The sequence below is a fragment of the Streptomyces sp. NPDC046862 genome (genome assembly GCF_040704615.1).
Classification (GTDB): Bacteria; Actinomycetota; Actinomycetes; order Streptomycetales; family Streptomycetaceae; genus Streptomyces.
The window spans coordinates 1-22,868 of the sequence record NZ_JBEYXP010000031.1; the positions used below are offsets into that span (position 1 = coordinate 1).

Annotated in this window: 17 protein-coding genes; 8 read left to right on the forward strand and 9 right to left on the reverse strand. The window is 67.2% G+C overall.

Annotation, left to right across the window (positions count from 1 at the left end; translation table 11 throughout):
- Nucleotides 1-452: 452 nt before the first annotated feature.
- Complete coding sequence (locus tag AB0959_RS30235) at nucleotides 453-1,634, reverse strand: cytochrome P450 (protein WP_366829813.1); 1,182 nt, start codon at nucleotides 1,632-1,634, stop codon at nucleotides 453-455.
- Nucleotides 1,635-1,739: 105 nt separating this feature from the next.
- Here AB0959_RS30235 and AB0959_RS30240 point away from each other — a divergent pair, with 105 nt between their 5' ends.
- A complete protein-coding gene (locus AB0959_RS30240) occupies nucleotides 1,740-2,357 on the forward strand; it encodes a TetR/AcrR family transcriptional regulator (protein ID WP_029181127.1) in 618 nt (205 codons plus the stop codon).
- A gap of 81 nt (nucleotides 2,358-2,438) precedes the next feature.
- On the opposite strand, the gene istA is transcribed toward AB0959_RS30240, so the two are convergent.
- Nucleotides 2,439-4,010 carry an IS21 family transposase gene (gene istA, locus AB0959_RS30245; protein ID WP_366829814.1) on the reverse strand — a complete coding sequence of 524 codons (1,572 nt, stop codon included), beginning with the start codon at nucleotides 4,008-4,010 and terminating at the stop codon, nucleotides 2,439-2,441.
- A gap of 144 nt (nucleotides 4,011-4,154) precedes the next feature.
- Between istA and AB0959_RS30250 the strand changes: the two genes are divergently transcribed.
- Nucleotides 4,155-4,418 carry a hypothetical protein gene (locus AB0959_RS30250; RefSeq protein ID WP_366829938.1) on the forward strand — a complete coding sequence of 88 codons (264 nt, stop codon included), beginning with the start codon at nucleotides 4,155-4,157 and terminating at the stop codon, nucleotides 4,416-4,418.
- Nucleotides 4,419-4,594: 176 nt separating this feature from the next.
- Here the strand turns inward: AB0959_RS30250 and AB0959_RS30255 are convergent, their stop codons facing one another.
- The gene (locus tag AB0959_RS30255) at nucleotides 4,595-5,518 is read right to left on the reverse strand and encodes a LysR substrate-binding domain-containing protein (RefSeq protein WP_366829815.1); all 924 of its coding nucleotides are present in this window, start codon (nucleotides 5,516-5,518) and stop codon (nucleotides 4,595-4,597) included.
- A gap of 215 nt (nucleotides 5,519-5,733) precedes the next feature.
- On the opposite strand from AB0959_RS30255, the gene AB0959_RS30260 reads away from it, so the two are divergent.
- Nucleotides 5,734-7,197: an APC family permease gene (locus AB0959_RS30260; RefSeq protein WP_366829816.1), complete on the forward strand. Its 1,464-nt coding sequence runs from the start codon at nucleotides 5,734-5,736 to the stop codon at nucleotides 7,195-7,197.
- A gap of 37 nt (nucleotides 7,198-7,234) precedes the next feature.
- A complete protein-coding gene (locus AB0959_RS30265; protein ID WP_366829817.1) occupies nucleotides 7,235-7,552 on the forward strand; it encodes a hypothetical protein in 318 nt (105 codons plus the stop codon).
- 60 nt (nucleotides 7,553-7,612) lie between these two features.
- On the opposite strand, the gene AB0959_RS30270 is transcribed toward AB0959_RS30265, so the two are convergent.
- The 5 genes from AB0959_RS30270 to AB0959_RS30290 form a co-directional block, all read right to left on the reverse strand.
- Nucleotides 7,613-7,975 carry a helicase associated domain-containing protein gene (locus AB0959_RS30270; protein ID WP_366829818.1) on the reverse strand — a complete coding sequence of 121 codons (363 nt, stop codon included), beginning with the start codon at nucleotides 7,973-7,975 and terminating at the stop codon, nucleotides 7,613-7,615.
- Complete coding sequence (locus tag AB0959_RS30275; protein WP_366829819.1) at nucleotides 7,879-8,331, reverse strand: helicase associated domain-containing protein; 453 nt, start codon at nucleotides 8,329-8,331, stop codon at nucleotides 7,879-7,881. Before AB0959_RS30275 ends, AB0959_RS30270 begins: the two co-directional genes overlap by 97 nt.
- Before the next feature lie 274 nt (nucleotides 8,332-8,605).
- On the reverse strand, nucleotides 8,606-10,960 hold the full coding sequence (locus AB0959_RS30280) for a hypothetical protein (protein ID WP_366829820.1): 2,355 nt from the start codon (nucleotides 10,958-10,960) through the stop codon (nucleotides 8,606-8,608).
- Entirely contained in the window at nucleotides 10,957-11,793 is an 837-nt protein-coding gene (locus AB0959_RS30285) for a hypothetical protein (protein ID WP_366829821.1), read from the reverse strand. The genes AB0959_RS30280 and AB0959_RS30285 overlap by 4 nt, the downstream gene beginning before the upstream one ends.
- A 284-nt stretch (nucleotides 11,794-12,077) precedes the next feature.
- Nucleotides 12,078-15,572: a helix-turn-helix transcriptional regulator gene (locus AB0959_RS30290; protein ID WP_366829822.1), complete on the reverse strand. Its 3,495-nt coding sequence runs from the start codon at nucleotides 15,570-15,572 to the stop codon at nucleotides 12,078-12,080.
- Nucleotides 15,573-15,735: 163 nt separating this feature from the next.
- Here AB0959_RS30290 and AB0959_RS30295 point away from each other — a divergent pair, with 163 nt between their 5' ends.
- From AB0959_RS30295 to AB0959_RS30310, 4 genes are all read left to right on the forward strand, one after another.
- A complete protein-coding gene (locus AB0959_RS30295) occupies nucleotides 15,736-15,867 on the forward strand; it encodes a hypothetical protein (protein WP_366829823.1) in 132 nt (43 codons plus the stop codon).
- A 249-nt stretch (nucleotides 15,868-16,116) separates the two neighbouring features.
- Nucleotides 16,117-17,277 (forward strand): tyrosine-type recombinase/integrase, encoded by a 1,161-nt coding sequence (locus tag AB0959_RS30300; RefSeq protein WP_366829824.1) that lies wholly within the window; start codon nucleotides 16,117-16,119, stop codon nucleotides 17,275-17,277.
- 648 nt (nucleotides 17,278-17,925) lie between these two features.
- Entirely contained in the window at nucleotides 17,926-19,758 is a 1,833-nt protein-coding gene (locus AB0959_RS30305; protein ID WP_366829825.1) for a site-specific integrase, read from the forward strand.
- A complete protein-coding gene (locus AB0959_RS30310; protein WP_366829826.1) occupies nucleotides 19,755-20,315 on the forward strand; it encodes a hypothetical protein in 561 nt (186 codons plus the stop codon). Before AB0959_RS30305 ends, AB0959_RS30310 begins: the two co-directional genes overlap by 4 nt.
- Nucleotides 20,316-20,347: 32 nt before the next feature.
- Here AB0959_RS30310 and AB0959_RS30315 read toward each other — a convergent pair whose 3' ends face one another.
- The gene (locus AB0959_RS30315) at nucleotides 20,348-22,651 is read right to left on the reverse strand and encodes a Helicase associated domain protein (RefSeq protein ID WP_366829827.1); all 2,304 of its coding nucleotides are present in this window, start codon (nucleotides 22,649-22,651) and stop codon (nucleotides 20,348-20,350) included.
- Between the last annotated feature and the right edge of the window lie 217 nt (nucleotides 22,652-22,868).

The window sequence follows — 22,868 nt, forward strand, 5'->3', positions numbered from 1 at the left end:
CGTCGCCTGGCGCGGGACTACGAAGCCCTCCCGCAGAGATCCCGGGCGATGATCCACTGGGCGATGGCTAACAAAATGTCCCGCGAGCTGACCGGGGAATCCGCACCAACGTGGCGAATCGAAACGGACATCCCACTCGCATCGGCGTGAACACTGATCAGATGCTCTCTTAGCGATCGCTCGGGTCGGAAATGTCGACGAGAAGTGACAACACCGGAGGCCGCAACTGATCCATGCCGTGCGCCTGGGTGAGTTTGATCCAGACGATCGTGGTCCGATGCGTGTATCCGCTGGACGCGTTAGTCGGGGAGGTGCCTGGGGGCGGTGATGCGGGCGGTGCTTGAAGGGCCGGATGGCGGTGGGGAGGCGGCAGTGAAGGGGCGTTGCTCAAACTCGCAGACGTCGCGCTGCAGGTCGCCGAGCACACGTCGTTCTTCTCGACGTTGATCGGCCTACCAGGTGACCGGAAGTTCACGCACGCCGTAGACCGTCATGGCCGGCCGCAGTCGCACTTCCTCGGGTGCGACAGTGAGACGTAGTGCCGGGAAGCGGCGAAGCAGTGCGGGGAGGGCGATGCGTATTTCGGCGCGGGCCAGTCGCTGCCCGAGGCACTGGTGGAGGCCGTGACCGAACGCGAGGTGTCCGGCCGTGGAGCGGGTGAGGTCAAGCGCGTCAGGGTCGGCGAAATGGTCAGCATCCCGGTTCGCTGCGGAAAGTGCGACGGTGACGGACTCGCCGGCCTTGATCAGGCAGCCGTGGAGCTCGATGTCCTCGAGCGCGACACGGACCACGTGGTGGATGATCGTGAGGTAACGCAGTAACTCCTCGACCACTGCAGGGGCGTCTTCCTCCTTGTCGCGGACCTCGGCCAGCTGTGCGGGGTTGGCCAGCAGAGCGAAAGTGGCCAGTGCAAGCATGTTCGTCGTTGTCTCATGCCCGGCGATCAGGAGCAGGAGCGCCAGTCCCTCTCTCTCGTCCGCAGTAAGTCCCTCGTGCGCAGCGAGCCCGCTGAGCACGTCTTCCTCTGGCCAGGAACGCTTGTGGCGCAGCAGGTCCCGTAGATATGCCATGAGCTCCCTGGCCGCCTCTTGCCGGCGTTCCGGTGTGAGGTCGATGTTCAAGAGCGTGGCGGCGTTCCGCTGGAACCGCTGCCTGTCGGAGTAGGGCACCCCGAGCAGTTCGCCGATCACTTGAGACGGGATCGGCAGCGCGAATGCCTTGAACAGGTCGGCCGGGCCCCCGGCGAGCTCCATCGCGTTCAACTGGTCATTGACGATCGCTTCGATCTCTGGTTCGAGGAGCTTTATCCGGCGCACCGTGAAGTCACTGGTGAGCAACCGCCGATAGCGGTCGTGCTCGGGCGGGTCCATGCGGGGGAGGAATCCCGGTAGCACGGGCGTCGTTGCCGGCTGGGCGATCGGTGAGCGCATGTGGTCCGGGCGGACGCTGAATCGGGGATCTGCCAGGATCGCCCGCGCTGCGGCGTAGCCGGTCACCAACCACCCCTGACCACCGTCGGCGTAGGTCATCCGATGGATTGGGCCGAGCCCCTCCCGGCGGCGCAGTTCCTCGGGCGGATCGAACGGGTTCTGGCGGGCCGTGGGCATGACTACTGCCGGGGACGTGCTCTCCATCGGCCGCTCCTCGGTCGGTACGGACCTCCCGATAAAACAGCACTCAATGCAAAACGTCAATGAATGCAAAATTACATCGCATGCGGTAAGCGGTAAGGTGCTGTCGTGACCAGCGACCCAGGGCTGCGCCAGCGGAAGAAGATGCGCACGAGGCAAGCGCTCATCGAAGGCGCCCTGCGATTGTTCGCCGAGAAGGGTTACGACCAGACAACCGTGGCGGAGATCGCGGCCACCGCGGACATCGCGACACGGACCTTCTTCAGCTACTTCGACAGCAAGGACGACATCGTCTTCTTCGACGACAGGTCGCGGCTGGAGCGCGCGGTCGAGATCATCGGAGAACGGCAGCCCGGCGAACCGGTGGCCGACCTGCTGCGGCGCGTCATCGACCAGAGTGTTTTCGCGGACACGGACTCGGAGCTGGCGCGGAAGGTCGGCCCAGCTCGGACCCGGCTGATCGCGTCGGTCCCGGCACTTCAGGCGCGCGAACTGCACCTGCTGTTCGACATCCAGCTACAGCTGACCGAAGCGCTCCACCTGGCTTGCCCCGAGCTGGACCTCGTCGAGGCCGCCGCGGCGGTGGGATCGCTGGTCGGGGCGATCAAGGTCGTCGTCGCCGCATGCCAAAAGCGGGGCAACCGGCCGGAGCAGACCTACAAAGCCGTTCAAAGGGCCACCGACATCGCGATCGACGGCCTCAACTCGCTCCCCCGCCCGGCTTAGCGTGTTCAGCGCACGCGCACTCGGTCGTGGCACGGATAGCGGTGAACGCAGTCTCTGGCCGGTTTTTGAGGCTCGGACGGGTCAGCCTGAGGCTGCCCTCTGCGTCTGGGCGGCCCGGGTGCTGGCAAGCCGCCGTTCGGTCAGCGAGGTCACGTTCGTCCGTTCCGGCTCCGCAGGGACAACAGGATCCGCGACCTCGTCGGCTTCGGCCGCCTTCCGTGCCTCCAAGGCGACCGCGTCTGCGGTCAGGGCGCCGGCCCTGAGCGCGGACGCAAGCCCTGCGACCAGGAGTTCATGGGAGACGTGGCGGCCCATCAGCAGGACCTCGATCAGAGCCCGGGTGCCGTCCCTCTCGCCATGAGCAGCCTTCGCCGCCTCCCACCAGGCGTCATGGACCGGCGTGAACTTCCCTGCGGAACGGGCCTGTTCCAGGGCGGTGGCCCCGGGAAACGCACCGGGCTTGCGGACCAGGGCTTCCAGGTAGTGGTCCAGATCAAGCCGGGTCTGCCCTTTGGTGATCAGCCGCTCATGGCGTGCGACCTCCTGCTGACCGTCGTAGACCACCAGCTCGGACGCGTGCAGCATGGCCCGGACCGTCCGGCCGATCAGCCGCACCGGCACCGAGTAGCGATTGGTGCGGACACTGATCTGGCTGAAGCGGTCCACCCGCAGGCTGAACAGCCGTCCCGTCTCGAAGGGTTCGTCCGGTAACGATTGCAGCAGCGGACGTTCGACGGCGAAGTACTCGCTCACCGGCCGCGGCCTAGAGCCGATCCGGCGCCGTTCATCCTCCTCATCCCAGTGCTCGATCATCGCGTTCAGCTCAGCGAGGGAGGCGACTTCGGGGACGGGGACCATGTGATTGCGGCGGAACCAGCCGATCTGCCCCTCCACTCCGCCCTTCTCGTGGGCGCCCTCGATGCCGGGCAGGCAGTACGCAGCATCGATGCCGAAGTGCGACCGGAACGCGGTCCACCGCTCGTTCTCCGCGCGGGACCGCGAGCTCAGCACCCGGGAGACCGCGGAGCGGAGGTTGTCGTAACGGACTTTGCCGGTCGGCACTCCGCCCAGCACGCTGAGAGCGTGGACGTGGCCTTCAAGGAACGCCTCCTGGCCGCAGGAGGCGAAGACGCGGTGTACGGCCTTGCCCGAATACGACAGACGCATCGCGAACACGAAGCAGGTGACCTGCTCGCCGGCCAGGCGTACCTTCACGTCGCCGAAGTCCACCTCCGCCTCGGCCCCTGGCCTGTGGGACTGCGGAATGAACGCGTGTACCACCCCGCGGCCGGCCTCGATGGCGATCTGGGGACGCCGGTCGGCGACATAAGCCCGCACCATCGGATAGGTCACCGCCTCCGCACCGTGCTCGTCCAGGAGCCGGTCGAAGATTCGCTTGACCGTGTGACGCTGCTTGCGCGGCGCATCCAGATCTGCCCGGAGCATCTGGTCGATCAACGGCTTGTAGGCATCCAGGCGGGTCCCGCGCGGCCGCGGCTTCTTCCGCGGCTCCGGCCAGACCGACTCCAACGCGGCCTTCACCGTGCGGAATCCGACTCCGTACTCACGCATCAAGGCCCGGTACGACATCCCTGCCCGGGCGTCACGGCGGATCGCCGCGTACAAGTCGACCTTGGATTTCGGTGGCGCCATCGCTGCCTCATCCCGCAGAGCACGTCAATGCTCCCACGGCAAGCCCCCGGGTGTTGTCAGAACTCAGAGACATCGCCCTCCGGCGAAACCGGGCGTTCCCCGCTCTGAGTAACAAGTGGTGTCAGCTCCCACGTACAAAACCAGATGTCCTACCGGCTGATCGACGAGAACACCGCACACTACGACGTCTCCCGCATGGCCCGACTGCTGAGTGTGTCGCGGCAGGGCTGCTACGCCTGGAGGAAGCGGGGCCCGTCCCGGCGGCAGACCGAGGACGCCGTCCTGGCAGAGAAGATCAAGGCCCACCACGAGCGGTCGCACGGCACCTATGGAGCCCCGCGCATCCCAGGCCCGGCCTGCGGGAGACCGACGGCCTGCCGGTCGGACGCAGACGCGTCGCCCGCCTGATGCGCGCGGCCGGCCTGGTTTCTTCCCCAGCCCCGGAGCCCACGGGCACGGTGATCCTGCCGCCGTCTGGTGACACCTCCAGGGCGTTCGAGAGCACGTTGCCCAGCACCTGGTGCAGATGACGGGCTGGCCAGCACATAAGGCGTGACCGTCATCACCCCGTTGGGCGGAGGGGCTCAGGCCGCCTGCGCCCGAACGGCGCCGGGCACTCCGGCGAGATGTCCCTCGACCGCTCGCTCGACCGCCACAGCGAAGGCGTGCACGTGCGGCCGCCGGTCGCTGAGCCGCGCCGCGGTGGCGACGGTGCTCGGTGCCGCGTCGCGCAGTGGCACGTAGGCGACGCCGGAGTGGTGGAAAAGCCGGGCGGCGGTCTGCGGAAAGGTGTCCACCGCGCCGAGGCAGGAGATGGCCATCAAGGACTCGCCCACCGACCGGACCCGGGTCGCGACCCGGCTCTGTTCGCCCCGGCGGTCGTCACACGTCCAGTACGAGGCCCAGCCGGCCGGTGCGCCGGTGGCGGCGGTCGCGAACGGCTCGTCCAGCAGATCGTCCACGGAGATGCTCGCCGCGTCCGCCAGTGGGTGCGAGCGGGGCAGTGCGGCGACGCGGGGCTCGGAGAAGATCGGCCGCAGCCTGATCCGGTCGTCCTCGAAAGGCGCTCGCACGATGGTCACGTCCACCTCGTCCGACACCAGCTTCTCCAGCTGGTCGACCATGGTCAGCTCGGTGAACTCCAGCCGGACGTCCGGCCGCAGCTCGCGGTAGACGGAAAGGATCACCGGCGTCAGTTCCCCCGCGGCTTCGGCGAACATGCCGATGCGCAGGACCTGCTGGTGCGAGGGCGAGTACGTCAGCGCGTCAGCGGCAGCCTCGGCCAGCTGCGCCAGTATCTGCTCGGCCCGTTCGACGAACGCCGCGCCCGCAGGGGTCAGCGCGACCCGGTGCGGGCTGCGGTCGAAGAGCTGGACGCCGAGTTCGCGTTCCAGCCGTGCCACATGTCCGCTGAACGCGGACTGCGCGATGTGCTCCAGCTGCGCGGCGCGGCCGAAATGCAGCGTCTCCGCCAGACGCACGACGTAGCGGAGCTGGCGTATTTCCACGGGGACTCCCTTCACCGCCGACGGCTGCGCACGCTAGCGCGGCCCCCGGCCGCGATCGCCTCCGGACTCCCCGGACCGCGTCCGGCCTGCACGATCGTATGACGAGATTGTGTGTTCGCGAAGTGGTCGTTGTCCAGGTTTCACTGGCCTCCGCATAGTCGTCAGCACATCTCGGCGCCGCCCTGGCGTCAGCTGATCTTCAGAGAGGCGGTGCGATGAGTACCGAGACTTCCGGACAGCTCAAGAAGTCGGCCGTGGGCACGTCCGGCATCGTGTTCTTCGTCGTGGCGGCCGCGGCGCCGCTGGGGGCCACGCTCGGCGCGGGCCCTGTCGCCTTCGCCTCCAACGGGGTCGGCGCACCGGGCATGTACCTGGTGGCCGGCATCGTCCTGCTGCTCTTCGCCGTCGGCTACGCCACCATGAGCCGCCACATCACCAGCGCCGGCGGCTTCACCGCGTACATCTCCGCGGGGCTCGGAAACCGCGCCGGCCACGCGTCTGCGGGGATCGCCCTGCTGGCCTACAACTGCATGCTGCTGGGGCTGTTCGGCCAGTTCGGCATCTTCGCCCGGGACCTGCTCGGGCGCTGGGGCTGGCACGTCTCCTGGCAGACACTCGCCCTCGCCGCGCTGGTACTGGTGGGGCTGCTGGGGTACCTGGAGGTCAACCTGTCCGCCAAGGTGCTCGGCGTTCTCATGATCGCCGAGGTGCTGATCCTCGTCGTCTTCGACGCCGTGGTCATCGGCCGGGGCGGTGCCGACGGCCTGAACGTGGACGCCTTCACTCCCGGCCATGTGTTCGCGGGGACGCCGGGCATCGCGCTGCTGTTCGCCTTCACCTGCTTCGTCGGCTTCGAAGCGACGACCATCTACGGCGAGGAAGCGCGCGATCCGTACCGCACGGTGCCGCGCGCCACCTACGTCGCCGTCATCCTGATCGGCGTCTTCTACACGGTCACCACCTGGGCGATCGGCCTTGCGCATGGAGCCGACGCCGGAACAGCGGCGGCGAAGGACCCGGTCGGCTTCGTCACCTCGGTGAACACCGAGTTCGTGGGGAAGTTCTCCACCGACCTGATGCAGGTCCTCGTCGTGACGAGTGTCTTCGCGGTCCTGCTCGCGTTCCACAACACGCTGACCCGCTACATGTTCTCCCTCGGCCGCGGCGGCCTGCTGCCGGCCCGGCTCGGCCGCACCCACCACCGCTTCCAGAGCCCGCACCAGGCCAGCGTGGTGCAGAGCGTGCTGACCCTGATCGTCCTGGGCGCCTTCATGGCCGCCGGCGCGGACCCCTTCACGCAGCTGTACTCCTGGCTGGTGGGACTGGGCACCCTGGCCGTCCTAGTCCTGCAGGCCGCGGTGGCCGTCGCGGTCGTCGTCTACTTCCGCCGCAGCGGTGACGGCGCCCCCCTCTGGCAGACCCTGGTCGCGCCGCTGCTCGGCGCGCTCGGACTGGGGGCCGGCATCGTCCTCGCCATCGACAACTTCGACATCCTCACCGGGATCACCGGCGGACCGGCCTCCCTCCTGCCCTGGCTGATCCCTGCCGCCGCCCTCCTGTCCCTCACCGCGGCGGCTTTCGCCGCCCTGCGTGGGCGGGTCGTTCAGCTGACGGCCCCCGCCAGTCTTTCTCCTACAGCGACGGATTCCGAAGCCGCCGAATCTCCCGCATCAGCCTAGGAAGCCCCGACAACTTCCTGGAAGGACTGCCTCGACCATGCAGAACCTGCAGACTCTGTTGGAGCTCGACCGCCAGCATGTGGTGCACCCGCACTTGCCCCTCGCTGTCAAGGACCACACGACCTTCGTCCGTGGCAAGGACTGCACCCTGTGGGACGCGGCGGGCCGGCAGGACCTCGACGCGACAGGCGGCCTGTGGCTGGCCCAGGTCGGCCACGGGAGGGACAAGATCGCCGACGCTGCTGCCGCGCAGATACGGCGCCTGGAGTACTTCACCAGTACAAGTGGGGAGGGAGTGCACTCCGCCTGCAACGGCCGTCTCCGTACTCACCTCGCGCTTCCCCGGACGATATGACGCGTGCCCTCATGGGCAGCTCTTGAGAACGCCAGCCTGCTCGAACACCACTCTGGTGGCTCACTCCCAGCGCATGCCGAGAGCCGAGAGCTCCTCGACTCGTGCGACCGCGAGCTTGGCCTTACGCGCACGAGAGTTGGCGACGAACACACCAAGCGCCAGCTCAGACCCTTCAACGGTTTCGATGTGCGATCGGGGTACGTTCAGGTGCCCCTCCCGAGTGCGGTACTGGCGGGCCGCCGCCAGGTTCGCCTCCCACTCCTGAGCTCTGCTGCGCCGAGAGACATCCGTCGGCACAGCCAGCTCTTCCGCACGGGGTTCGATCCTCAATACCTCGCCGAGCAACCACTGCTGCACGCTGCGCAGCGCATCCCACTCCAGTCGCTGCACCTGCACCCAGCGCCCGATGTCCTCGCCCTGCACCAGCAAGACGCCTCTCGCTCCGGCAGTGAGCCTCCGGTCTGGCGGTGCATGCGGGCGAGATGGAAGCAGCGCTGCCACGCCACAGGCCACGCCGGACACCATGCGGGATCGATCTCCTCCAGTGCCCGGCGCCGCTCCCGGCTCAGCCCACCCGCCCCGGAGCCCGCCTGCTGCCCCTTCGCCAGGGGGTCCTCGGCACGCCGGGCAGCGGCACGCTGGTTCTTCAGCCAGGTCCCAATCGGGTAGTTCTCCCAGGTGGCCTCGGTGGGGGCCAGCAGGTGGCCGTGCTCGGCGGCCCAGCCGCGGGCCGCGGCCAGGCCCTCGTCGAAGGCGACCGTGAAGTGGGACCACACCATGCCGAGTTCGTCCAACTGCGCGACCCGGTCCGGGCTGAGACTGCCCTGGCGGTTAAGGCGACGCTGGTTGGGTCCATTATCTATAGGTGGGGGAGTGTGAGGGACGTTTGTCCTGCGGCCTCGGGGCGGTAGTGGCGGAATTCCGGCGCAGAACCACACGCTGTCCGTCGCGCCGCAGTGGCAACCCCGGACCTCCAGTGCGTGCGGCGCAGGCCGACCAGTTGGCGTCCGTGCCACTGCCTGTAGTCGTTTCAGGATGATGGTCGGCGGCTGATCACTGGTCGATGTCGTCGAACAGACTGCGTTGGTTTCCGGAACGCTGACGGAGCTGTGACAGCCGTTCACGAAGGTTGGTATTGGGAGTCCAGTCGCTGGCGCTGTCTTCCGGCGCTGGGCGCATTTGCTGGTAACTGTCAATCGCCCAGTCGATTCTTGAGGCTGTGTCGGTGTCCTGTCTCTCTTTGAACGCCTCTTCATACAACCGCAAGGCGTTCTCGACCGGATCGTCGTCCACGTCACCGCTGAACGCTGCAGCCCAGTCCTCCACACTGTCTTCCAGATGGGGGACGAGTTTGCGGAGCACATGCTCGAACATCGCTTCGCGGTCCGTATCGGTGAGGAGGAGCTGCCAGTCCTCGTCTTCAATCCAGGAGGCGTCTGGGCTCGAGACGGCTAGCTCTTTCATACGGTCAATTGCGCGTTGTCGGAATTCCTCCGGCAGGAGATGAGCCTGATGAAGTCGCGCGAGGATGATCGTCAGTTTGTCATAGCTTACGGGTGAATCGAATTGGTCAAGTTCTTCGTAGATCTGTGGATCGGCAGCCACGTAAGCGCGTAGGAAGCCGTCGCTACTGTCATGCGCCAGGTATGTCTGTACGGCCTGCTGCCGTTCGTGCAGTTGTTGCCAGGGCTCAAGGCGTCCGCGGGGCTGTTGACGCAGGGCGGCCACGCGGTGAGCTACCTCTCGGTAAAGGGACGGCGGGATGCGCAGAAGAGTGCCCTGGCGCTGTTTGCTGCCGGGGGCGAGGCAGTCGGTGCGTGACAGTAGAGCCTGATCGCTCATGCCCATGAGGACCATGGGCAGTAGATGGGGCTGGGTGGTCAGCCAGGCGGCGAAACCCTCCCGGAGGGTGGGGTGATGGAACGTCCAGTACTCCTGCCCGTCGGAAGAGGCGTTGAGCCGGAGGAAGGTACCGGTGAGCGCGGCCAAGGCCTTGCTGACGCCAGCCGGCGTGGAGCCTGCCCGCTCGACGATGTCGCGGTCGCCAGCATCGAAGAGGACAGGGTTCGGCAGGCCGGGCAGTGTTTTGTCTCGGGCCGTTGCGTAGGTGAGCGCGAGCGCTGCGTGGGCGTGGGCGTCCAGTTGGTCGTAGACATCGCGGAGCAACTGCTGGGATTGGACCATGAACGTCGTGATGCCCTGTTGGGTCAGGGGTAGTCCGGCGGTGAACGCCTGCAACCCCAGACGGCGCGCGGCTTCGGGGCGGAAGGGGGCCGCGTCGGCTGCTGCTTCCAGGTGCGGCTTCATCTGGGCGCGTACATCTTGGGGCTGATCGCCGGCGGAGAGGTGGTTGTACAGGATCTGCTGCCGCTCTGCGCGCGTGAGGTCGGCGACGTCCACGGTGACGTGCTGCTCGTGCAGCCGGGGATAGGCGTACGGCTTCAGCAGCGGGCGGGCTTCGTTGTAGATGTAGCTGCGAGAGGTCAGCACAATCCGGGCGCCGTTCTTGACCGCGCTCATCACGTGCGGCAGGTCGCGCGCCCAGGCGTGGGTGAGGTGTTCCTCGTGGCGGACCGCGCCGAAGGCGTCGTCGAGCCAGTAGAACTGGTCCTTCTCATGAGGATTCCAGCGTTGCACGAGTTCTTCGGAGGTCCGGGCCTTGATGGCCGTGCAGCCCCAGTTGTCGGCCGCGCTGATGGCCAGCATCAGTGCGATGACGGACTTGCCGACGGCCGGGTCGCCCAGCAGCAGCACGAAGCCGTGGTCATGCAGCGCGCGGGCGGCCTTGCGGTAGGCGCCAGTGACGACGAACGTGGCCACTTGCTCGGGCGCGGACGCCATGAGTACCGAGGCCTGGGCGTAGGCCCGCTCGTCGAGGACCTGTGACAGGTCGCCGAGTCCGTAGACGCGGGGGACGAACATCCGCAGCCCGCGGTGCGTGGCGATCATGTCGCTCAGCCACTGGCCGTCCAGGACCAGCGGATGCGCGACCCCGCACGCGCGCAACCGACGGTGGATCTCCTCCTCGGAGACGCCAGTGACCCGCGCGTTTGTCAGCAGCACGTAGGCTCCGCACACACCGCGCTTCACCAGGGCGCTGACCTTGTCGAATTCGTCTTCCAGCTCCGACGGGGTGAGCGTGGCGTCGGCCTTCTTGGTGTGCTTGCACTGCAGCACGAACGGCCCTGGCGGAACGTCTCGAACGCCACCGGAACCGGTCGGAGGCTGCCAGGTACCGTAGAACGCACCGTCCCGGCCCCCGTCGTTGGAGTCGGCGAATGCCTGCACCGACTGCCCCCATACTTCCCGCAGGACAGCCGCGCACAGGTCCTGGAAGGCCCGCCAGCCCAAGGTGTGCAGGGTAAACCGGGGAGAGCCGACGGCCACGACTTCGCCTGCACTGCTCACGCGCCGTCCTCGCTGTCGTTCTCATCGGCGTCATAGTCGGCGAGCGCGGCCATCGCCTCCCACATGGCCTCGTCGTCGTAGTCCGGCACCACCAGGTCGGGCTCGAGGCCGTCACTATCCGGATCGAGCTCCTCGGAATGGGCCAGCACCTCGACCAGGAACCGTCGCGCGGCCTTCAGTAGGCCGGGATCATCCAGCCACAGGCCGAACTCCAGGCTGCGGCGGGAGCTCCCCGTGCCGTTGGCGCTGCCCAGCCACAGCCGGTGCGGCGTGAAGCCGGTGACATCTGCCACGCCCCCCAGAGCGTCCTCGTCGTGCCACCACAGCTCACCCAGCAACATCATCTTGGTGTGCAGAATCGGGACGAGATGGTTTCCGGCTTTGCGGTAGCCCAGGGTGCGCAGTGCCGGCAGCCGGATGCGTTCCCGCGGCGAGCCGGGGCCCAGCACTGGTGCCTTGCCGTCCTGGTGGAAGCGCAGCTCCTCCAGCTCGGAGAAAGCCCACGCTGGAAGGCCAGCCGCATCTTTCACCGCCTCGGCGACCTTCCGTAACCGCTCTGCGTGGTACTTGCCCCGTGGCTGCTTGCTCACCACCACGCACGCGGAGGGGAACTCGGCGATGCGCTGGAGCAGCTCGGCATCGTCCACCCACAAAAAGGCCCCGAGCATCGCGGGCCCCAGACTTCTCGACCGCCGCTGCTGTTCGAGATCACGCCGGAACTCGTCAATCCCCTCGATGAGACCAGCCAGCACGTTCGTCCCGAACTGGACGGGACGTTTCCCGCCCTCCAGGACTGCCTGTACGTCGAACTGCTTGGAAAACGACGGATCCATATGCCCCCCTGTGCCATCAGCATTATGACGCGACACCACGTACTGCCGGGCGCTGAGCAGCAGCGGGGAGTATGGCCGCCGGTGGCCCCTGGCGCACGCTGACCTGCCCTGGCCGCGCCGGCGCGTACCTGACCGGCGCCAAGGCGTCAACTGCAGGGCGGTGATTACCTAGGGCTCGTGATGTGCGATGGACGTTTGACAGAGTCCTGACGTGCGGTGATGAGTTTGTCGGACCGCCAAGCAACGGCAGATGCACTGCTGCGCGCGCCCCTCGTGGGCTGCCGTCAGTGTTCCTGTTCGCCGATGGCGCGTTGGAGCTGCCGGTACTGCCACAGGTACCCCGGCTCGAGTTCAGGGGCGGACGCGCGTACGCACCACAGCACGTCCGAGATTTCCGGTGCGTTCGTTTGCGGGTCCAGGCTGGCGAGGCGGTTGAGCAACAGGGGATTGACGGTCAGGAGCAGGTCGAGGGCTGCCTCGTCCCAGCGTTCCTGTTGGTGCAGCAGCCGGATGCGCAAGGCCCCGCAGAGCGACGGATCAAGGCTGCTACTAAGGCTCCAACTGGCGGAGTCGGTCCGGCCGAGCAGGCGCAGCGCGCTGTCTTCGCGGCTCGCGCGTTGCAGGCGGCGGGCAAGGACGTGGCGTGCTCCCGGGTCACCGCTGTCGATGGCCTGTTGCAGTTCATGTTCGACGTGCTCTGGGGCGTGGAGTTGGTCGTAGTAGGCAGTGAGAGCTGTCCACATGCCTTGTGTGGACTCCTCCCATCCCGATGCCCTCTTGTTCTCCCATCGCTCGTGATGAATGAGTTCGTGGCAGACCGGAACCATGGCTGACAGTCCGCTGAGTGCCATCAGAGCGGTGGTGATCTGCCCGCAAGGGGGTGGGGCCACCTCGCCATGGGGGCGGACGAGGCACACGGCTCGGTCAGTGTTGCCGGTGTCGAGAAGGAGACAAATCAGCTGGTTGACGGGGTGTTGTGGAGCAGTACTGACGATCTGGCGCAGCAATTGGCCTGCGTGCGAGGAGCCGTCGGGTAGATGGAGGAGAGCCTCGGCCAGTACCGGTCCAAAGGAGGACTGGCCCGCTTCGAAGGCGCGGCGTGCGATCGATTCGGCTTCCTGCCACTGGCCGAGTCCGACATGCGCCAAGACGTAGTAGCCGCGGTCAAAGCCGGGCCACAACTGGGCCGGCTGGGTAGGTCGCCAGCGGTCGAGCAGTTCGCCCCACTGGCCGGCCCGGCGGTGGAACTCCAGGATCGGCATGTCGTGGCCCGTGCGATCTGCCTCCTCCTGCGCTTCCCTCTCGGTGAAGGTCCTGCCCGCGAGTCCAGGGTGCAGTTCGTGGAACATCATGGTGAGGTGCTGACCAAGCTGCCCTGTCGGCCGCGGATCGGCATGCTCCGTTGCTCTGCCGAACTCCCGCTGCAGCTCAGGAGCAAGGTCGTCGTTGCTATCCGGGTATGGGGGCAGTACCGGCGCGGCGATGCGGCGGGCGATCTGTCGCCGCTGCTCCAGGACCGCGTCGACGCCCACGACGCCTGAGGCCGCTGCGCCATGCAGCAGTGATCCGAGCTCCTCCGAGTGGCCGTGGGACCACAAGAAGAGCAGCAGGTGATTCCAGCCGTACAGCGATCGGCCGTCGTCCCATTGGACCGCCATTCGCAGGAGGCGGTCCTTCTCGGCCTCGAACTTGCCATTAGCTGCCGTTGCGGTGTCGATGGTGGGCTGCAGCCCGGTCTGCTCGAGCAATGCTGCGATCCGCCTGCGCCACCACGACCGGTGCTGAGATTCGCCCGGGCGGACGTTGCTGAAGACGGCGAAGGGATAGCGGAAGGCCAGCTGTTCGGTTGGGTCGATCCAGCGAAGCCGTTTCACGACCCGGAGTTCAGCCTGCAGCGTGTGCCGAGCGGGTCCTGAGGAATTCCGCTCGGCGAGCAGCCGTTCCAGGTCTGTCCAGCGCGCACGCGCGGTCAAGGCGGTGAAGAGGCCTTCGGGTCCTCGGCGGTATTTACGTACGTCTGTCTCCGCGGTCCATCGGTCGAGGACGTCGTCGTACATGCCGATGCCAACTAGGTACTCGTCCAGATGACCGCGGGCCCAGGGACTGAGCGATGCTGCGTGCCGCAGGAGGGGGTCAGCCTGCGGGCCTTGCCCGCGGGTTAGATAGAGCCTGCTGAGCCGTTCGGCCGCGCTTGCAGCGATGTCGGGGATTGCGCTGTCGAGGGCCTTGCGCAGGGCGATTTCCGCTGTATCGATGGCGAGGGCGGTCAAGGCCCGCTCACCGAGAGTGAGTGCGGTTTCCGGGTCGGCTGCGGCGGCCAGCACGCGCCAGACCGTGTCAGGGACGGCTCGGTCGCGCTGTGCCTGTGCGTCGTCGACCAGGTAGTCGAACGCGCTCAGCGCGTGGCGGTCGTCGGCAGACGGGATGAGCAGGCGGCTGTAACCGCGCCGACGGCGGGTCGCCCAGTTGACGGCTGCGTCTAGGTCTTCGGGTGTGACGTCGCTGCGCAGTTCAGCGGGAATGTAGTGCAATGTCAGCGGGCGCAGCAGATTTAGCGGGACTGGGCGGCTCCAGCCTGCCCGGGCGCAGTCCACGGCAGCGTGGACTAGCGCGGCGCCGGCGAACTGCCCGTCGGCGTCGTTGGTGTGTGCCTCCAGCAGATCGCGCAGTTCCGGACCGGCGGCTAGGAGTTCGGCGAGTCCGAACCGATGCGTCCCTGGCAGGGTGGCGGCGATGCGCGGATCGCCCTCAAGGCGCTTGGCCCGCTCCAGTTCCTCGGTCGTGAACAGTCGCTCCAGCGCGACGGTCTGGGCACGGTCCAACAGGGCCTGGACCAGCGTCAGGCTGTCGGCTCTTGGCCGGTCCTGGTTGCTCTGGCGTCCCCCCTCTGTGGAGTCGTCGCGCAGTGCGGCTCGTTCGCTGGACCTGATCGTGGCCAAGAGGACTGGGCGGCTCGGGTGCGCTAGCAGCCGGTGGAGGGTGTGGACATGAGCGCCGCCTGGGCCGAGATGTAGTTGGAAGTCGTTGAGCCAGACAATGGTGCGAGACAAGTCGAACTGGGGGTCGGAGAGAGGAGCCAGGTCCTCGGAAGAAACCGGGATCAGCAACTGCCAGCCTGGCAGACAACTCCACATCGCCTCTGCCGCCGCGCGCGACTTGCCGGCCGCAGACGGCCCCTGGACAAGGACGAGTCCACCTTGATCGCGGGCGTGGGCCAGTGCCAGGCGCAGTTCCCCGTCGCGCTCCCGCTCGACATAGCTGGGCAGCTCCGGATCGAGGACCACATCACCGCGTCGGGCGCGTACGGGCGGTGCGGGATGGATGCGCAGCAGGGCACGGTCGCGCACTGCACCGACATACGGCAGATCGCCGTCAGGCCCGAGATGCACGCGACCGCGCAGCAGCAGATGCCGCCGCTGGAGCTGCGCCGCCGAGCGGTGGGCGCCTGTAACCGCGCTGCGCGCGGCTGTCTGCCGATCCGTCTCCCTGACCTCCGCACGACGCTGCTGATCTGCGGCCTGCGCCTTGAAGCGCAGTCTCTCCCACTTCTGGTCTGGATCGATGCCGCACGCCGCCAGCACCTTCTTGAGGGTTTCGGGCGTCGGAGCCCGTGCAGCCCGGAGCGTCTCGCTAACCACCGTTTCACCGAGCCCGCAAGCCTTGGCGAGCTCCGAGTTTGATGCGAAGCCCGCAGCTTCCGCGGCCTCTCGCAGCCGCAGTGCGAGCTCGCGCACCGGCTGGGGTGCGGCCGGATCGACCGGCTGGCGCCGCCGTCCCATATGTTGCCCCGATTCTTCGCGCGAAGAATCCGTTTCTCCGCACCGATCACTAGTGATTCTCCGCGTATTCCCCGCTCCATGCCAGCCGCGCCAGACGGGGAATCCCCGCTCGCCGACAGTGAGTGCGACGGCCGGACAGCCCAGCCGCAGAAGGGAATTGACGGTGAACACGCTGTACGAGCTCGCTCACGATCTGAGCCCCCTCCAGCCTGTGCTCACGCTCCTGCAGGTAGCCATCGGCGGAGCCAATGTCCTCCTGAAGCTCGCGCTCCTGCGGCGTGTGCGGCAGGACTGAGGAGATGTCTCGCGGGTCAGTAAGCGAACACGTGAGAGTAGTCGGCGGCCCCCGCGCGGCGGCGGGGGCCGGTGACGGACGGCGTTGATCGTGACACGACCTGTTTCTACCGCACCTGTGTGGCAACGAGCGCGGATTATCCATAGCGCGCAGGCCTGTGCGGTGTGTTTGGCGGGGATGTCACCTGGTCGTATGGCCGTCTGACGGTCCGTGCCTCGGTGCCCGATGGGGCTTGGTTGTGTTTGGTGGGTGGAGCAGAGCTATGTGGCTGAGCGTTCGATCTCTCCGTCGACTGGTGTGGAACGCTGGGTGGTGGCCGACGCACGCACCTTCGACCTGCATATAGAGGCGTGTGCGTTTCTGGCGGGGTTGCGTAGCAAGGGCCGCTCGCCGAATACGGAACGGGTTTACGCGGGCCGTCTCGCTCTCTATCTGAACTACTGCACGCAGCGCCGTATCGAGTGGTCGCGTCCGAGTTTCATGGCGCTGTCCGGGCTGCAGCAGTGGCTGGTCACCACGCCGCTGCCGGCCCGCAGCCGCCACTTCCCGACCACGGCGGCGCCCCGCTACCGTTCGCAGGGTACGGCGAACGCGGTGATGACGGCGGTCACGGACTTCCTGCGCTTCGGCGCACTCCACGGCTGGGTCCCTTCGCAGACGGCCGGCTTGTTGTCGGAGCCGAAGTTCCTGCGGTTCTTGCCGGCTGGTTACGACGTCGGCGAGCGCGGCCAGTGGCGCCAGGTCCAGGTATCGGCTTTTCGTTTCCAGGTCAGTGAGCCCGGCTACGAGGACCTGTCTCCGGAGCAGATCCGCCGCATGATCGCGGATACGTCCCGGGCGCGGGACCGTTTTCTCATCGCGCTGCTCGCTGCGACCGGCCTGCGGATCGGGGAGGCCCTGGGCCTGCGCCAGGAAGATCTGCATTTCCTGGCCTCTTCACGCTCCCTGGGCTGCCCCGTACAGGGCCCGCACCTTCATGTGCGGCGCCGTACGGACAACCCGAACCGGGCCCTGGCCAAGTCCAGACACCCTCGCTACCTCCCCGTCACCCCCGACATCGTCTCCCTCTACACCGACTATCAGCACGAACGGAACCTGGTGGCCGAGGCGGCCGAGACCGGCATGGTGTTCGTGAACCTCTTCCGCCCGCCGCTGGGCCGGGCCATGACCTATCCGAACGCCAAGAGCATCTTCGACCGTCTGGCCCGCCGCGCCGGGCATCCGGCGCGGCCGCACATGCTGCGCCACTCCGCGGCTACCCACTGGCTGCGTGGGGGAGTGGACCGGGACGTGGTGCAAAAACTGCTGGGTCACGCCTCGCCGCTGTCCATGGACGGCTACCGCCACGTCAATGAGGCCGAGACCCGGGCGGCTGTCGACCGGGCACAGTCATGGCGGGAGAACCAGTGAGCACGGCTGGGGCGCCTGCGGTCGGACTTGCCGCACCGACGAGGGCCACGAAGAAGTCGTGGGAGACGTGGCTGCGTGCCCACATCGATCCCGCGTGGCGGCCGGGGGAGTGGGACAGCGCCAGATGGCTGTTCACCGGAGACCTCGACAACCCGCGCACCTCGTCCTCCCGCTGCCGCACCCGCCGCTGCGAGATGTCAGGAGACGTTCTGCACCTACTGCTCAGACCAGCGCAGAAAGAGCGGCCTGCCGAGGGAAGAGTTCGCCGCCACCTTCACCCCCACCCGTTCCAAATCCCTGCCTCTCGCGGTCGTAGGCCCGTGCACGCTCACCCGTGACGGCGCGCGGTGTGTACGGCCCCAGGTGTCGGGAGGCCTGTGCGCTGCCCACCACAACTCCCGCAGGTATCACACGGCAAGAGGCACGTTCGAACGCTGGCTCCGTGAGCGCGCTACTCCCTTCACTGACGTGCCCGTCTGCATGGTCACCGACTGTGCTGGCGCATCCATGAACTCCCGGGGGCTGTGCAACTATCACTGGCGTGCCTGGAGGGCAGACTGCCGCTCCAGTACCACTCCCAGGTCTGTTGCCCAGTGGGCGCCAGGGCAGCCGCTGTATCTGCTGGCGCACCAGTTCCATCTCGCCCCATTGCCCGAGTTGCTGCGCTGGGAAGCGCTCTACGCCGTGCAGCAGATGGACCAGTGGGTACGTGCCCTGGAACCGCACTGGATCCGCGGCGTGATCAGCCACCTCACCACTGCCGACACCCTCCTGGATGCCACCAACGCGGCCCGGCTCACCAGGCCGCATCAGTCTGCCGTCCGTACATTGGAGAACCTGCAGTCCGCCGCCCGCGCCGGATACAGCGAGTTCTCCGGGATCACCCTCATCGACCAGGACGTGATCGATCTGCGCATCCTCGGGTTGCGCCACAGCGCCTCCGGCAAGCGTCGGCATCTGCCCGGCCGCGTTGATCTCCGCACAGTCCGCCAGCCCTGGCTGCGCCAGGCGCTGCGTCATTGGGTGACTACCGCCCGACCCACCACGGAAGACTTCAAGCGCACTTTCCACGCGACGACCATCGCCTCCACTGCACTCGCCCAGCGCGCCGACGCCGGCGACGATCCCGCCGTCCTGACTTTCGCAGATGCCACCTCGGCCGTCGACGCTTTCCGAGTTGCACGCAGACGAGACGGAACCCTCTACTCCTCTTCCTTCCGGCGCAGCCTGTTGGGGGTGTTCTTCCAGCTCATCGCCTACGGCCGCCGCTGCGGCACCCTCGATGACCTGGCCGGCACCTTCACCCGCGTGCCCGTCGAGCACGTCATCTCCGTGGAGGAACCCAATGAGGACTTCATCGGCAAGGCCATCCCCAAGTCCGTCATCCGGCAACTGGACGCCCACCTCGACACCCTGGGCACCGGAAACACCTACGGCTGCCGCGACATCGCCCCAGACGCCCGGCACCTGCTGTACCGCACGATGTACATCGTCCTGCGCGACACCGGGCGCCGCCCGCTCGAGATCGTCTCCCTGACCCGTGACTGCCTGGAAACCCACAACAGCCAGCCCACCCTGACCTGGGACAACCACAAGAGGAAACGCCACCGCCGACGTCTGCCGATCACAACCTCCACCGCCGACGCCATCCGAACCTGGCAAGCCTGCCGCGACCAGCTGCATCTTCCCGCCAAGGGAGACCGATACCTCTTTCCGTCCCTCACCCCACTGAGCGACGCCCCCTACATCTCCAGCACCTACCTCAGCGACGCACTCAGGCTCTGGGCAGACGCCCTGCCTCAGCTCCACGCCGAGGGCACCGACTCAAGAGGGCAACGCCTGATCTTCGACCGCTCTCTGATCTACCCCTACGCCTTCCGCCACTCCTACGCTCAGCGCCACGCAGACGCCGGCACCCCCGTCGACGTGCTGCGCGAACTGATGGACCACAAATCCATCGCCATGACGCAGCGCTACTACACCGTCTCCCTCAAGCGGAAAAGCGAAGCCGTGGCCAAACTCAGCGCACACGTCCTCGACCAACACGGCCACCTCAGCCCCAGCTCGAGCACGGCCTACGAGATGCGCTCCGTCGCCGTTCCCTACGGCGGCTGCACCGAGCCGTCGAACGTGAAAGCCGGAGGCCAGGCGTGCCCCATCCGCTTCCAGTGCGCCGGCTGCGGCTTCTACCGCCCCGACCCCTCCTACCTGCCCGCCATCGAGCACCACATCAACGAACTACGAGCAGACCGCGAAACCGCACTCGCCATGGGCGCAGCCGAGTTCGTCACCACCGCGCTCACCGCACAGATCACCGCCTACCAGCAAGTCATCGACCGCATGCACAAACACCTGGGGTCCCTCCCCGCTTCCGAACGCGCCCAGATCGAAGAGGCCAGCACTGTGCTGCGAAAGGCACGAGCAGGCGACAACCACACACTCCTGCCCCTCACCACCGCCCGGCCGAAAGACCCCCGATGAATCCCCGCGGCAACCCCGCCCCCCTCGCCGAAGCCAGACGCCGTCACAGCCTCGACAAACGAGCCCGTGTCCTCACGGTTCTCGCCACACTCGAGAAACAGGAAAAGCCGCTCACCTTCGCCGCAGTCGCCCGCGCCGCCCGAGTCTCCACCTGGCTCACCTATGCCCCCGGCGTACGCGAGCACATCGAGGCAGCCCAACTACGCCAGGCCCACAGCACCCCACCATCTGCCACGGCAAGCCCGCCCTCTGCACTCAGCCTGCGCACCGAACTCGAAACCGCCCGGAAAGAAATCAAAGACCTCCGCGACGAACGCGACCGGCTCAAGGCAGCCCTGCGTCACCAACTCGGCCACCAGCTCGATGCCATCCACGCCCCTGACGCAGCGAACAGAGCAGACGAACTGACCACCCTGAACCAGGACCTCACCCGCCAGCTACAGGAGGCCTCATCAGAGAACGCCACATGCCGCGCCCGCATCACCACCCTTGAGGAAGACCTGACCGCCGCCCGCACCAGCCTCCGAAGGATGATCCGTGACGAAAACCTTCGGTGAGCGAACACGTCACCGCCGACACAGGGACTGAATCATGCCCAGCGCATTCCGATCTTCGACAGCTGTTCGATCCGTTCCGGCGCCAGCGTCGCGGCCCTGCTGCGGGAGTTGGCCACAAAGGCGCCCAGCCGGTGCTCGACTCCATTGACGATTTCGATGTGCTTGCGTGGTACGCGGAGGTGTCCTTCGCGTTCGTAGAACTGGCGGGCGGCTGCCAGATTCATGGCCCATTTGTTGGCCTGGCTGGTCCGTGGCTTGGGTTTCTCGTCCTCGGTGGCGGGCTGGATGCCGAGGATATGTTCGCACATCCACCGCTGCACGGTGGTGAGCTTGTCCCAGCCGAGCCGCACCGAGCGCACCCACCGCCCCAGATCCTCGCCCTGGCGGACGACGACGCCCGGCTCGGTGGGCAGCTCGCCGCCCTCCTCCAGGTGCAGTCGGACCAGGTGGAAGCAGCGCTGCCATTCCACCGGCCAGGCCGGGCACCAGGAGGGGTCGATGTCCTCCAGCTGCTCGCGCCGGTCCTCCGACAGGGCGCCGGCCGACGATCCGACCGGGAGCCCCTGGGCACGCCGTTGCTCGATCTCGGCAGCCTTCCGTGCGGCGGCCCGGGCGTTCTTGAGGAAGATCCCGATCTTGGCCCCCTGGTGGGTGGCATCGAGCGGGGCGAGGGCGTGCCCGTGTTCGGCGGCCCACCCGCGAACGGCGGCCAGGCCCTCTTCCCACGCGACATCGAAGTGCGACCACACCATGCCGAGCTTTTCCAGCTGCGCGACGCGGTCCTCATCCATGTCCCCGCGGGCGTAGAACCTCCTGTTGTCGGCGATCCATTGCCCCAGTGGGAACGCGGCGAGCGAGGTCGGCCAGCCCTCGGCTTCCGCTTCCTCACTCGCCGGCACGCGGTACGTGAACGGGACCTTCAGGTCGCCGTGCTCGCGGGCGTAGACGACGGCGGCTTCGACACCGCGTCGCCAGTGCTGGTGTTCGGGACTGAGGACACGGAGGTTGATGAACGCTGCCAGCTGCGCGGGGTCGCGCGGCGTGGAGAACTTCAGCAGCTCCCGAGCCGGCACCGACAGCCGGTCGCTTCCGTCGCTCTCGCCCTCATGCTCCCCGCTACGGCTCTGAACACCGCTGACACGGCTGCGTGCCTGTTGCTCGGCGAGCTGCTCGACGACGCGGGCATCGTGTGCGCGGAGTGCCTCGAGCAGTTTCGCCAGTCCGCCGTACGCCCGGCTTGTGAGCATGTTGTCCGGTGTTTCTCCGGGGCCGAGCAGGACCGGCACGACCAGCGACGCCGTTTTGCCTTCGCCGGGCTGCATCCGCAGCGCCCGGCCGACGGCCTGGACGAGGTCGGGCATGGAGCCGCGGACGTCAGCGAAGTACACGGAGTCGCAGTGGGATGTATCGATGCCTTCGCCGAGCACGCGAACGGATCCGAGGAACGTCTTTTCCACGACCGTGCCGTCAGCAGCGATTGCCCTGGAGAACTCGTCCAGAACGCGGCGCCGGTGGTTCGGCTTGTGCTCGCCGCACAGCCAGTTGGCCCAGATGGTGCGCGGGTACAGCTCGGGGTCGGCGGCGTGCAGCCGCGCGGCGACATCGGGAAGGCCGGCCGCGAAGGCCTCAGCTTCCTTGACGACGTGGTGGAAGACGAGCGTCCTGCGGAAGCCTTCCTCGGCTGAGGCCTTCACCAGCGCAGTCTGGAGCGCGGCGAGCCGGGCCCCGCGTACCTGTTCGGACCGTGCGTCCTCGCCTAGGAGTTGTGCGGCTTGGAGCTGGGTGTCGGTGATGTCCAGGCACACCACCTGGTACGGCGCGCAGATGCCCCGGTTGATCGCTTCAGACAGGGTGAGGGTGTAGCAGCGGCTGCCGAAAGGGGAGTCGGGGTCGTCCTCCATGCTCGCCACCAGTTCGCCCGGCCCGCCCTGCTCGGAGTCCTCGTCGAGCTGCCACAGCCGGGGGGTGGCGGTCATGTAGAGGCGGCGCAGGGCTGGGATGCGGGTGTTGTCGTGGACGACCGTCCACGGCCTGCCGATCCGGCCCGAAACCCTGTGCGCCTCGTCCACGACGATCAGCGACCACCCCGGAAGGCCGGCGGCGTGCGCGCATTCCATTGTGCCGAGCCCGAGCGAGGCGTACGTGGCGAACACCGTGACCTTGTTGAACGGCCGCACCCACGAGACCAGCTCGTCCACGTCCGTGGTGTTCGGAAACCTCACCTCGTCCCCGCGCAGGGACGAGACCCCGATCATCGGGCCCGTCCGGCCGCCGGCACGCCAGGATGCCTGAGTCTGGGCGAGCAGATCCAGCGAGGGCACGAGTACCAGTGTCACGTCCAGCTGGGGATGATGTGATCTCTACGGAGTCCATGGCCTTTGAACTGCGATGCTGCAAACAGAGCCGGACAGTTTCCGCAGATGGCTGACCTGCATTTTCTCTGTTTGATGTTGGGTTGACCTGGTGCGCTGCAAGTAGTTCCGGACGCCAACTCATGCATGCCAGGACGTGTTATTGCATGAGCAGGACCGTGCGAACGCTTCCGGTGTGGAA

What these genes read in the sequence shown, in the direction of transcription:
- AB0959_RS30275 (WP_366829819.1), bottom strand. Translation starts at nt 8,331, where the DNA reads ATGGTGTGGTCCCACTTCACGGTCGCCTTCGACGAGGGCCTGGCCGCG.
- AB0959_RS30290 (WP_366829822.1), bottom strand. Translation starts at nt 15,572, where the DNA reads ATGGGACGGCGGCGCCAGCCGGTCGATCCGGCCGCACCCCAGCCGGTG.
- AB0959_RS30250 (WP_366829938.1), top strand. Translation starts at nt 4,155, where the DNA reads ATGTCCTACCGGCTGATCGACGAGAACACCGCACACTACGACGTCTCC.
- AB0959_RS30285 (WP_366829821.1), bottom strand. Translation starts at nt 11,793, where the DNA reads ATGGATCCGTCGTTTTCCAAGCAGTTCGACGTACAGGCAGTCCTGGAG.
- AB0959_RS30265 (WP_366829817.1), top strand. Translation starts at nt 7,235, where the DNA reads ATGCAGAACCTGCAGACTCTGTTGGAGCTCGACCGCCAGCATGTGGTG.
- AB0959_RS30260 (WP_366829816.1), top strand. Translation starts at nt 5,734, where the DNA reads ATGAGTACCGAGACTTCCGGACAGCTCAAGAAGTCGGCCGTGGGCACG.
- AB0959_RS30235 (WP_366829813.1), bottom strand. Translation starts at nt 1,634, where the DNA reads ATGGAGAGCACGTCCCCGGCAGTAGTCATGCCCACGGCCCGCCAGAAC.
- AB0959_RS30310 (WP_366829826.1), top strand. Translation starts at nt 19,755, where the DNA reads ATGAATCCCCGCGGCAACCCCGCCCCCCTCGCCGAAGCCAGACGCCGT.
- istA (WP_366829814.1), bottom strand. Translation starts at nt 4,010, where the DNA reads ATGGCGCCACCGAAATCCAAGGTCGACTTGTACGCGGCGATCCGCCGT.